Origin of the sequence: Hominiventricola filiformis, assembly GCF_020686965.1 — a bacterium.
Lineage (GTDB): Bacteria > Bacillota > Clostridia > Lachnospirales > Lachnospiraceae > Hominiventricola > Hominiventricola filiformis.
The window spans coordinates 66959-79113 of the sequence record NZ_JAJEPS010000012.1 but is presented as its reverse complement, the minus strand read 5'-3'; the positions used below and the strand labels follow the sequence as shown (position 1 = coordinate 79113).

The 12155-nt window shown below is 46.7% G+C and carries 8 protein-coding genes; all 8 read right to left on the bottom strand.

Annotated features, from left to right (window positions below; genetic code table 11):
- Positions 1–50: 50 nt before the first annotated feature.
- Positions 51–3248 carry a carbamoyl-phosphate synthase large subunit gene (gene carB / locus LKD36_RS12205; RefSeq protein WP_308459741.1) on the bottom strand — a complete coding sequence of 1066 codons (3198 nt, stop codon included), beginning with the start codon at positions 3246–3248 and terminating at the stop codon, positions 51–53.
- Positions 3241–4320 (bottom strand): carbamoyl phosphate synthase small subunit, encoded by a 1080-nt coding sequence (locus LKD36_RS12200; protein WP_118771612.1) that lies wholly within the window; start codon positions 4318–4320, stop codon positions 3241–3243. The genes carB and LKD36_RS12200 overlap by 8 nt, the downstream gene beginning before the upstream one ends.
- Positions 4321–4426: 106 nt before the next feature.
- Entirely contained in the window at positions 4427–5068 is a 642-nt protein-coding gene (locus LKD36_RS12195; RefSeq protein WP_308459740.1) for a phosphoribosyltransferase family protein, read from the bottom strand.
- Positions 5069–5200: 132 nt separating this feature from the next.
- On the bottom strand, positions 5201–5698 hold the full coding sequence (locus LKD36_RS12190) for a heme-degrading domain-containing protein (protein WP_308459739.1): 498 nt from the start codon (positions 5696–5698) through the stop codon (positions 5201–5203).
- A gap of 60 nt (positions 5699–5758) precedes the next feature.
- A complete protein-coding gene (locus LKD36_RS12185; RefSeq protein WP_308459738.1) occupies positions 5759–6592 on the bottom strand; it encodes a GDSL-type esterase/lipase family protein in 834 nt (277 codons plus the stop codon).
- A gap of 9 nt (positions 6593–6601) precedes the next feature.
- Positions 6602–7909, bottom strand: a complete 1308-nt coding sequence (locus LKD36_RS12180) for an MBOAT family O-acyltransferase (protein WP_308459737.1) — start codon at positions 7907–7909, stop codon at positions 6602–6604.
- 203 nt (positions 7910–8112) lie between these two features.
- On the bottom strand, positions 8113–10395 hold the full coding sequence (locus tag LKD36_RS12175; protein WP_118771588.1) for a type I phosphomannose isomerase catalytic subunit: 2283 nt from the start codon (positions 10393–10395) through the stop codon (positions 8113–8115).
- Positions 10396–10425: 30 nt separating this feature from the next.
- Positions 10426–12150, bottom strand: a complete 1725-nt coding sequence (locus LKD36_RS12170; protein ID WP_308459746.1) for a phospho-sugar mutase — start codon at positions 12148–12150, stop codon at positions 10426–10428.
- Positions 12151–12155 lie beyond the last annotated feature (5 nt).

Here is a 12155-nt window from a genome sequence, read left to right as displayed (position 1 = left end):
GGCAACAGAGTTACCTCTGCTGCCAGTTTTTTTATATTCATTTCCTGTTATTAGATTTTCGCAATATCAATCAACGTCAGATTCTTGTGGTCAGTATCTTCCAGAGAGGTAACCAGTGCTTTTGCTGTGTCAATCGCTGTCAGAACATTGACGCCGGTCTCGATGGCATGTCTTCTGATAACAAATCCGTCATGGCTGTGCTCAACGCCCTGGGACGGTGTGTCGATAACCAGGTCAATTTCATGACCAAGAATCAGATCCAGGATATTCGGAGACTCCTGCTCTACCTTTCTGGTCAGACGAACCTGTACATCTGCATCCATAAGTGCACGGGCAGTTCCCTTGGTTGCGTAGATATTGTAACCCAGAGCTTCGAATCTCTTGGCAATCTCCACAGCCTCTGCCTTGTCCTCATCGCGGACAGTCATGATCATGTTCTTGTATTTCGGCAGGCAGATTCCCGCACCCAGAAATGCCTTGTAAAGTGCTTCATTAAAGGTCTTTGCGATACCCAGACACTCACCAGTGGATTTCATCTCCGGTCCAAGGCTGATATCAGCGTCACGGATCTTCTCGAAGGAGAATACCGGCATCTTCACTGCGAAGTAATCTGCTTCTTTCTGAAGTCCTGGTGTGTACCCCAGATCCTTGATCTTATATCCAAGGATCACTTTGGTTGCCAGCGGCACAATCGGAATACCAGTTACCTTGCTGATGTACGGTACCGTACGGCTGGAACGGGGATTTACCTCGATGACATATACATCCTCGCCTACAGCGATGAACTGAATGTTGATCAGTCCGATAACATGCAGGGAACGTGCCAGGTGTTTGGTGTACTCTTCGATGGTATCTTTTACTTTCTGACTGATACTCTTTGCCGGATATACGGAAATACTGTCTCCGGAATGGATACCCGCACGCTCAATATGCTCCATGATACCCGGAATCAGGATATCCTCACCGTCGCATACCGCATCGACCTCGATCTCTTTACCCTGCAGGTATTTATCAACCAGAATCGGATGATCCTGTGCAATCCGGTTGATGATACCGATGAATTCTTCTACATCCTCATCATTGATGGCAATCTGCATACCCTGTCCGCCAAGTACGTAAGAAGGACGAACCAGTACCGGATATCCCAGTCTGTTTGCTACTTCTTTTGCTTCCTCTGCCGTGTATACGGTGCCTCCCTTCGGTCTCGGGATCTGGCACTGTTCCAGAATCTCGTCGAAGAGCTCTCTGTCCTCAGCTGCATCTACATTTTCTGCGGAAGTTCCAAGGATCGGCACACCCATCTTCATAAGAGCCTCTGTCAGTTTGATGGCAGTCTGTCCGCCGAACTGTACCACAGCTCCGTCCGGTTTTTCCAGGCGAACCACGCTCTCCACATCTTCCGGAGTCAGCGGCTCAAAATACAGTTTATCTGCAATATCGAAGTCCGTACTTACGGTCTCCGGATTGTTATTAATGATAATGGTCTCATAACCCTCTTTGGAAAATGCCCAGGTACAATGTACGGAGCAGAAGTCGAACTCGATACCCTGACCGATACGGATCGGGCCAGAGCCAAGTACCAGCACCTTCTTACGATCGTTGGTCTCAATGGCTTCATTTTCACTTCCATATACAGAATAGTAATATGGCGTAGATGCTTCGAACTCTGCTGCACAGGTATCTACCATCTTGAATGCTGCTACGATACCATTGTCGTAACGCATCTTCTTGATCTCTTCCTCGGATTTTCCGGTCAGATTTGCGATCACGTTATCCGGGAACTCGATTCTCTTTGCTTCTCTCAAGAGATCTACCGTCAGTTCCTGAGTCTTCAGAGCCTGCTCCATCTCTACCAGAATAGCAATCTTGTCGATGAACCATTTATCAATCTTCGTAATGTCATGAATCTCGTCATAGGAAACTCCCTGACGAAGTGCTTCTGCGATAACCCAGATTCTGCGGTCATCTACCACTTCCAGCTGCTCCAGAAGTCCTGCTTTATCCAGATGGCTGAAATCATAGGACATAAGGCTGTCTACATGCTGCTCCAGAGAACGAATGGCTTTCATGAGGCCGCCCTCGAAATTATCACAGATACTCATAACCTCACCGGTTGCCTTCATCTGTGTGGTCAGGGTTCTCTTTGCACTGATGAATTTATCAAACGGAAGACGCGGCATCTTGACAACGCAGTAGTCCAGCATCGGCTCGAAGCTTGCCATAGTCTGTCCGGTAATGGCATTTTTAATCTCATCCAGCGTATAACCAATGGCGATCTTTGCAGCCACCTTTGCAATCGGATATCCGGTTGCTTTGGAAGCCAGTGCAGAAGAACGGCTTACACGCGGGTTTACCTCGATAACACAGTACTCGAAGCTTTCCGGATGAAGTGCAAACTGTACGTTACATCCTCCCGTGATCTTCAGCTCACTGATAATGTTCAGCGCAGAAGTACGGAGCATCTGATACTCTTTATCTCCAAGGGTCTGGGACGGAGCTACTACAATACTGTCACCGGTATGGACGCCGACCGGGTCAATATTTTCCATGTTGCAGACGGTAATTACATTGCCTGCGCCGTCACGCATTACCTCGTACTCGATCTCTTTCCATCCTGCGATGCAGCGCTCTACCAAAACCTGTCCTACACGGGAGAGACGAAGACCATTTGCAAGAATCTCCTCCAGTTCTTCCTGATTGTGAGCGATACCGCCGCCGCTTCCGCCCAGGGTATATGCCGGACGAAGAACAACCGGATAACCGATCTTATTGGAGAATGCAATACCATCTTCCAGGTTCTCAACAACCAGAGACGGAGCTACCGGCTCACCGATCTTCTCCATGGTTGCCTTGAACTCCAGACGGTCTTCTGCCTTCTTAATGGTCTGGGAAGTGGTTCCGATAAGTTTTACACCGGTCTTCTCGAAGAATCCTCTCTCATCCAGCTCCATAGCCAGGTTCAGTCCTGCCTGTCCGCCAAGGGTCGGCAGTACACTGTCCGGTTTTTCCTTTAAAATGAGCTGTTCTACTACATCAACCGTCAGCGGCTCAATGTATACACGGTCTGCAATGTCCTTATCAGTCATGATGGTAGCCGGGTTGGAGTTCAGAAGTACAACTTCCAGTCCCTCTTCCTTCAGAGAACGGCAGGCCTGTGTTCCTGCATAGTCAAACTCGGCAGCCTGTCCGATTACGATAGGACCGGAACCGATTACCAGTACTTTTTTAATATCCGGATTCTTAGGCATTCTTCTTCTCCTCCATCATCTTCAGAAATCTGTCAAACAGGTAGCTGGAATCCTGCGGTCCCGGGCATGCTTCCGGATGATACTGTACCGTAAAGATGTTCTTGCCCACATATTTCAGTCCCTCGTTGGTTCCGTCGTTAACATTGGTAAATGCCGGTACGGCAACTTTCGGATCCAGGCTCTCCGGATTTACGGCATAACCGTGGTTCTGGGAAGAAATATACACACGTCCTGTTTCCATATCTTTTACCGGATGATTTCCACCACGGTGTCCATATTTTAATTTGAATGTATCTGCACCGGTTGCAAGAGCCATCAGCTGATGTCCCAGACAGATTGCAAAAATAGGAATATCTGTCTCATAGAGTTTACGTATCTCTTTAATTACCTGTGCGCAGGCTTTCGGATCTCCAGGTCCATTGGAAAGCATAATACCATCCGGATTGGAAGCAATGATCTCTTCCGCTGTTGTAAAGGACGGATAAATCGTGACCTCACATCCTCGCTCGTTCAGAGAACGCGCAATATTTCTCTTCGCACCCAGATCCAGAAGCGCTACTTTATATCCAGCACCCGGAAGAACAGATTTTTCACGGCAGGTAACTTTCGACACCTCATCTCCCGTAGAATAAGCTTTCAGCTTCTTCATCACTTCATCCATATCATAATTCTCATTGGTGGTAATCATACCGTTCATCGTACCGGACTCACGAAGGATCTTGGTAAGTGCACGGGTGTCAATTCCACAGATACCCGGAATATCATTTTTCTCAAGGAAATTCTGAATCGTATCCTCGCAACGGAAATTGCTCGGCATTCTGGACAGCTCACGGACGATAAATCCGTCTACCCACGGCCTTTCTGATTCCATATCCTCATAGCAGATTCCGTAGTTGCCAATTAACGGGTATGTCATAACAACTGCCTGTCCTGCATAGGACGGATCTGTCAGTACTTCCAAATATCCTGTCATGGATGTATTGAAGACGATCTCACTGACCGCTTCTCTGGTGGAACCGATGCTTCTGCCTGTAAAGACATGGCCATCTTCCAGAATAAGAAATGCTTTCATCTTTTCACCTTTGTCCTTTCCTGTCTTAAAAATGCCCAAATTGTTAGTATTATACACAAAAAGGGGGAAGTTGACAAGCCCTCCCCCTCATTTTTATAAATTTTTTCTACATCTTACTGTAACCATATCCGTTGACGATAGCGTCAATCTTCTGTTTCGCCTTACACATGGGGCAAACTTTGGCATCGTAGGATGCATATCCCTTCAAATCTTTGGCATCGAAGATACTGTTCACTTCAATTCCTCTTGCTTTACTGATAAAACTGAAGATTGATGCAATACCGCGTACTCTTCCTCCATAATATTCCACACTGTCAATTGCTTTATCCAGTGTCACGCCTGTAGTAATAGAAGTAGATAAAATCAGTACATTCTTCCCTTCTACCATAATCTTGGAATTATCACGGAAGATCATCTGACCGTTAATATCCTGCTCCGGAGAAGTAACATAAATGGTATGATGTGCATTCAGACACATGATTCCGGATTTGGTCAGTTCCTGTGCAAGGTATGCACCGATCACTTCACAGCCATTCAGACAGATGATACTGTCCACCGGGGTATTATTGGCATATTTACTTGCCAGAATTCTTGCAGCAGCTTCCGCTTCATTCTGTCTTGCACGCAACGTCGTCATATCCACATAATGTGTAATATGAGAATGTGTGGTGACAAAATGCCCCGGAATCACTTTCATCGCAACCTTACTGTCATTGGGTGAAAATACCTTATACATACGATCTTCCATATTGAAATCCCCCTTCTTGCGCCCTTTCAGATTCCTGTTCTATGGCATCTGACTCTCCGCTGTTCTCTCATAGGAATATTGTATATAATTCTTTCATTTTTAGCAAGTATTTTATGCATTTTTAATCATTTTTCAGAAATGAACCGGCAGACGCGGAATCTCATCTACTCTCAGATATTGACTGATGCACGCTACTGCAAATTCATGGTCGGCCATATGGTCAAGACCGGATACGATAATACTTCCGATCACGCCCGCTCCTGCCACACGAATGGGGAATCCGCCGCCGCATGCCACATATTCCTCATCATTCAATCCGCGGTCCTTCAGCTCTTCCTGATTCATCTTCAAATCCATATACAGACGAAGGCTGCTCATCTCCATAGTCCGGACAGTATTGTGTTTTCTCTTCATCCAGATTTCATTACAATAATTGGTTCCTTTGAATCCATACTGGAACAGGGTGTATCCACTGTTCAGACGGATACTGATGACTACCGGAAGGCCGTTATGTGCTGCCTCGGATACCATATAGCTTCCCAGTTCCCATGCATCTTTATTGGTAAAGTGCGGAAACTGAAGAATCTCTTCCTGCATGCTTAAAATTCTGATTGTCTCTTCCAACATCATATCGAATCTTCCTCCTTTATATTCTCCCGTAAGATAGCTCTATTATAACACTTTTTCCGATTATTTTACATCCTGTTGCTGCAATTTCTGTAAAATCCAGTCTGACCAGTCTGCATAATACTTTCCAAGTATATGCGCCCCGTCCGCGGAGAGATCTGCATTCAGATTTCCATTTTCATCATCAAACAGCTCATTGACATCCAGCCACCCGAGATTCTTTTCTTCGGCAAGATGATGGATGGCATCATTCATCTCGTTAATATTTTCATTATTGAAAATAGCATCACCCTCAGATTTTTCTTCTGTCATATGAAGGTTGGCCTCCAGCACCAGACAGGCATCCGGCTGAAGCTCCTGTATCTGATTCACCAGCTCTCCGTATTTCCGGATGGCTGCCTGCCGGTCATAACCCAGTTCATTGATCCCCAACATCACCAGAATGAGTTTATATTGCCGCTTGCTTAGAAGCTCCTCCAACGTATATTGGGTTTCATCCTCTCCCGACACCCGCAGCTTCTTCGTCATGGCCGTGTAGGCACTCAACCCGGAATCGGCAAATACATCCGCATTTCCCAGATGCCCATATTCCGAAAGACCATCTGTCCTGGAATCTCCGATAAATAAGACATCATCAAAGGAATTATCAATCTCCGGGAAGGAAGGTTTGTCAGGTTCTGTTTCTTCCTCCTGCGGCTCTTCTTCTGTTTCAGCAGGCTCCTGACTCGTGATATTTTCTTCCGTCGTCTGCGGCGAAAATTCATCAACCGTATTCTCTGCCTCATCGACCGTGTTCCGCTCATGCTGCCATTTCTGTACACGCATATCCATTTTCCATCCCGCTGCCAACAACAGACTGACCAGCAAAAGAATGGTATACCAGTTTCGTTTTTTCATCCCTATCCCCTAAAATGAGAAATACAAAAAAGGATCATCCTGTCCCATATGGATGCAGTAAATGCTGAACCAGAACAGCATCAGCAATACCACTGCTGAAATCAGGCTCCCTTTGTATTTTTCATAGATTTTCCGCGGCCATGGTGTTATGAAAATAAGTCCTGCCAGCAATGGCCACACATACATCTGACCATATTTCAAATAATCCCCGGCGTACCAGGTGTAAGCACCCGGTGCATTAAAAAACGGGAACAATCGTTCCAGATACACTACGATATTCCGAATTTCTGCCACTGCAAAAGGCAGCCAGGACAGCGGAATCAATATCATCATATAAAGATGTCCCAACCATGGATACCGATTCAATATTTTTAAATAAAGAAATTTTTCTGCCGCAATCATAACAAACAGACAGCCGCCCCACAAAAGGAAATTCCATCCTGCCCCATGCCAGATACCCGTGAGCAGCCATACGACCAGAAGGTTTCTTAACAGTTTCCAACGGGAGCATCTGCTTCCTCCCAGCGGGATATAGACGTAATCCCGGAACCAGCTTCCCAGGGTCATGTGCCATCTGCGCCAGAACTCCGTCATCGAACACGCCATATAGGGATAATGAAAGTTTTCCGGCAGATGGAAGCCAAGCAGCCTTCCAAGTCCCACTGCCATGAGAGAATAGCCATAGAAATCAAAATAAATCTGAAATGTAAATGCGATCAATCCCAGCCAGGCAAAGGGTGTGGAGATGCTTTCGTAACCGATCGTTCCCACTTTCTGCCACAGACCGGACAGCTGATTGGCCAGCAGCACCTTCATGACAAGCCCGATGGTCAGCTCCCGTAAGGCTTCCTCCACATCTGAGGCTGTTACCCGCCGCGCCCCCAGATCTGTTTCCGTATCCTTCCATCGAAGAATCGGCCCGGAGCTCATGTGCGGCCACATGGAGGCCCATGTTCCAAAATGAAGGAACGAAGGAAATACCCGGATTTCTCTTCGATAGAGATCAACCAGCCATCCAATCATCTGGAAAGTATAAAAACTGATTCCCAGGGGAAGAAGCAGCCCACGCCCGGTAAAGAATCCACTATATTTAAATACCATCAGGGGACACAAGTTAAAAAGAACACCGGCAAAGAGCCGCTGCTTTCGGTGTTTCTCATCTGCTGCCTGGACCATCCAGGCACCCAGATACCAGTTGAGAAGCAAAGATATAAGAAATAAAATCAGATACATCGGAGTCTTTCTTACTCCGTAAAAGTAAAACGCAAGGCTGCCTGCAAACAACACCAGGTTTTTCCATTTTGCAGGGCATACCATATATACCACCAAAAAACAAGGTAAAAAGCGGAATAAAAATGTAAAGCTTGAAAATACCACGATTGTCTCTCCTGCTCTTTCCAGTTACTAAAGGAGAAGCTCTTATTCAACCGGAACTTCTCCTTAGTCACATTATAGGAAACGGGCGGATTCTTTGTCAATATGGGTCGAATCACTTTCAGAATTCTTCAGAATATATCGCTTTACACCTGTACCTTCAACACTATACCACTGCCTTCAAACGCCACCGTCTTCTTTCCGGCCGGGACGAAGAAGCAGTCTGCGGGGCGGTAAGGAATCTCTTCTTCTCCGCACCGGATCGTACCGGTCCCTTCCAGCACCACGAAAGCCCGGAAGCTGGAATCATCGAGATTAAAGGAGTTCTCTTCAGCCAGATCATACCGTTCCACGGAGAAATATTTACACTCCATGGTTTTTGCTGCTTCCATATCCTTCTTATGGAAATTCACCACATCCATGGCTTTGTCCACATGAAGTTCCCGGAGTTCTCCATATTTATCGCGGCGTTTATAATCATACAGACGGTAGGTCACATTAGAACTCTGCTGGATTTCGCAGATCAGCACTCCCGGTCCGATCGCATGGACGGTTCCCGTCTCAATAAAATAACTCTCACCCTTCCGTACCGGAATCTTGTTCAGAATCTCGGGCAAAGTACCGTCCTCGATCCGCTGCCGTACCTCTTCCTCGTCTGTGTCTTTGGAAAATCCACAGTAGAGATAGGAGTCCGGCTCGCAGTCCACTACATACCAAAGTTCATTTTTGCCGTATTCGTCTTCTTTCTGAAGCGCGTAATCATCCCCCGGATGCACCTGAATGGACAGGCACTGATGGGAGTCGATAAACTTGATCAGCAACGGAAACCGCTCATAGGGTTCACATTTCCAGCCCAGGATACCGCGGCCAAACCGGTCAATATATTCGCCCAGCATGAGTCCTTTACTTTTTCCCGTGGCAACTACGCTCTGACCTGCCTTATGGGTAGACAACTCCCAACTCTCCGCAATCACATCATAATTGCATTTCTTACCGTAGACGTCGCGCAGGCGGGTTCCTCCCCACAGGTTGTCCTTGAATGCCGGTTCCAGACGAACCAGTTCATCACAATCCGTTTTCACCATTGGCTGACCAGCCAGACGGGTCAGATCCGTACCGTGACCATACTCCAGCTCGCCCACACTGACCTCGATAATCACCAGATCCTCTGCAGAACGGTTGGCAATCTGATGTGCCATGCCCATGGGAACGAAAATATTTCCTCCAGGACCGTATTCCTTCAGTTCCTCTCCCAACAAAATGGAAGCCGTACCGCTGACCACAGTCCAGTGTTCCGTTCTTAACTTGTGCACATGACGGGACAGTTCTTTTCCCGGGAAAATGGTAATCTTCTTCACTCTGCAGGAAGTACCATAGTGAAGCGTTTCCTTGATTCCCCACGCCGTGTAGTATACTGTGCCTTCATCAAAATAAGCCTGCTGCTCTTCATAGTTATCACGTATGATATTTTTGATCTGATCGGTCTCATTTTTTCTGGAAATATAGACTGCATCCGCCGTATTGACGACGATCACATCAGAAAGTCCGTTGGCTACCACCAGCTGATGGGATGCCTCGTTAAGCACGGAGACATTTTCACACTCATTCTGGATGACCTTACCGGAGTCCTCGCCGTGATAGTAGTCTGCCAGAGACTCCAGTGTCATAATGCGCCGCCAGTTAAATTCTCCTGTGAGCAGCTGCACCTTCTCTGATACACTTGTCACAGCTCGGCCAATACTCACCGGCTCAATCTCTTCCACCAGTGCTTTAGGAATCTGCACATTTCTTCCGTAAGTATCCAGACGATCCACACATTCCCGGATCTGGGCATAAAGCATGGGACTTTTACGGGAAAGCTCATGAAGATAATCACCACCGTTAAAAAGCAGGATTCCTGTATCATATTCCCAGGATTCCCCTTCCGGGATCTGCTCTGACACTTCACTATGATGGAACTCCGTATGTCCATTTACCTGCCGGAAATAACCATAGCCCGGTTCAAACCGGTCCGCCGTCACGCCGATGCTTACCAGTTTTCCCTGTGGAATATAGCTTTTCGCTCTGGCAATGGCACCTTTATAATCACCGCCTTCAATAATGTGATCTGTCGATACTACCAGATAATCTTCAGAACGGTTATCGCAAAGGCAGGCAATGGCAACAGCCGGAGCTGTTTTCTTGCCTTCTTCCTCATAGAAACACCGATATCGAAGTCCCTGAAAAACCTGTAACTGGCCTTCCACAATATTGGCATAGCGATCAGAGGTAATAATATAAAATTCTTCACAGAACGGGATGTTCCGGGCGATGGTTTCCTGGAATAAAGATCGGTTTTCCTTAATATGGATAAACTGTTTGGGATAATTTTTGCGGGAGAGGGGCCATAACCGGTCCCCACTCCCGCCTGCCAATACAATACATTTCATAAAAATACATTCTCCACAATGACAGATAGATTATTTCACCAGCTCTGTCATAGCATCTTTCAGGCTTTCCAGTGCTGCCTCTGCATGGGCAATGCTGTCTTCCTTCACGCCCATATAAAATTTCACTTTCGGCTCTGTTCCGGACGGACGCACGCAGCACCATGCATCACGATCCAGTTCGTAATAAAGCACATTTGATTTCGGAAGCCCTGTCTCCGTCACCTTGCCGGTCTCCATATCAAGTCTGGTGTCAGCGTCATAGTCACGGACAGCCAGAACTTTGTGGGTTCCAATCTCTTTCGGTGGATTAGCGCGCATATCAGAAAGAATCTTCTGAATCTTCTCTGCTCCATCCACACCCTTCATGGTGATAGATACCAGTGTCTCTTTATAATAGCCATATTTCTCATAGATCTTCAGCATCTGATCCCAGAGTGTCAGGCCTTTTTCTTTATAATAAGCAGCAGCTTCGCAGAGGGCCATCACAGCGACTACTGCGTCTTTATCTCTTGCATGGGTTCCTACCAGACAGCCATAGCTTTCCTCATAACCAAACAGGAAGGTATGCTCATGATTCTGCTCAAAGAATTTGATCTGCTCACCAATATATTTGAATCCGGTCAGCACTTCGATCACATCCACATCATATGCTTTTCCAATTGCTTCTGCCATGTTGGAAGATACGATCGTGGTTACCAGTGCACCGTCTTTTGGCAGACGTCCCAGTTCCTTACGGACACTCAGTTCATATTCTGCAATGAGCAGACCGGACATATTTCCGGTAAATGGCATATAACTGCCCGTCTTTGAATCCTTTGCATAGACGCCAAGGCGGTCTGCATCCGGATCCGTAGCCAGAACCAGATCTGCATCCGTCTTTTCTGCCAGATCCAGAGCCAGCTTAAAGGCATTGGGGTCTTCCGGGTTCGGATAAGAAACCGTCGGGAACGCACCATCCGGAAGTTCCTGCTCCGGCACTACCTGTACCTGGGTAAATCCAAGCTCTTTTAACACTCGGCGAACCGGAAGATTTCCGGTACCGTGAAGGGGAGTATAAACAATCTTCAGGCTGTCTGCCATACGTTTGATGGCTTCCGGACTTAATACCAGTTTCTTTAACTCTTCCATATAGCGGTCGTCCATCTCCTGACCGATCACATGAAACAGTCCCTTCTTTTCTGCTTCTGCCCGATCCATCATCTGAATAGAGGCAAAATCCGTCACCGCATTCACTTCTGCAATGATTTCTTTATCTTTTGGAGCAGTGATCTGCGCACCGTCCTCCCAGTATACTTTGTATCCATTGTATTCCGGCGGATTATGACTTGCAGTTACCACAATACCTGCAATACAGCCAAGCTCTCTCAATGCAAAAGAAAGTTCCGGTGTCGGACGCAGAGTTTCAAAACGATAGGTTTTGATGCCATTGGCATTAAGACACAAAGCTGCTTTCTCAGAAAACTCGGTGGACATATGGCGGGAATCAAATGCAATCGCTACACCTTTCTCTTCTCCGCCCTGTTTTTTGATGTAATTTGCCAGTCCCTGAGTTGCTTTTGTCACAGTATATACATTCATTCGATTGGTTCCGGCCCCGATCACACCTCGAAGTCCACCGGTTCCGAAAGAAAGATCCTTATAAAAACGATCCTCAATCTCTTTCTCATCTCCGGCAATGGCCTGAAGCTCTGCTTTCGTTTCCTTATCAAAAATCGGGTCTGTACACCACTGCTCATATTTTGATTGATAATCCATCATAC

Coding starts and splice junctions, on each gene's coding strand:
- carB (WP_308459741.1), bottom strand. CDS start 3,248: ATGCCTAAGAATCCGGATATTAAAAAAGTACTGGTAATCGGTTCCGGT.
- LKD36_RS12200 (WP_118771612.1), bottom strand. CDS start 4,320: ATGAAAGCATTTCTTATTCTGGAAGATGGCCATGTCTTTACAGGCAGA.
- LKD36_RS12195 (WP_308459740.1), bottom strand. CDS start 5,068: ATGGAAGATCGTATGTATAAGGTATTTTCACCCAATGACAGTAAGGTT.
- LKD36_RS12190 (WP_308459739.1), bottom strand. CDS start 5,698: ATGATGTTGGAAGAGACAATCAGAATTTTAAGCATGCAGGAAGAGATT.
- LKD36_RS12185 (WP_308459738.1), bottom strand. CDS start 6,592: ATGAAAAAACGAAACTGGTATACCATTCTTTTGCTGGTCAGTCTGTTG.
- LKD36_RS12180 (WP_308459737.1), bottom strand. CDS start 7,909: ATGGTATGCCCTGCAAAATGGAAAAACCTGGTGTTGTTTGCAGGCAGC.
- LKD36_RS12175 (WP_118771588.1), bottom strand. CDS start 10,395: ATGAAATGTATTGTATTGGCAGGCGGGAGTGGGGACCGGTTATGGCCC.
- LKD36_RS12170 (WP_308459746.1), bottom strand. CDS start 12,150: ATGGATTATCAATCAAAATATGAGCAGTGGTGTACAGACCCGATTTTT.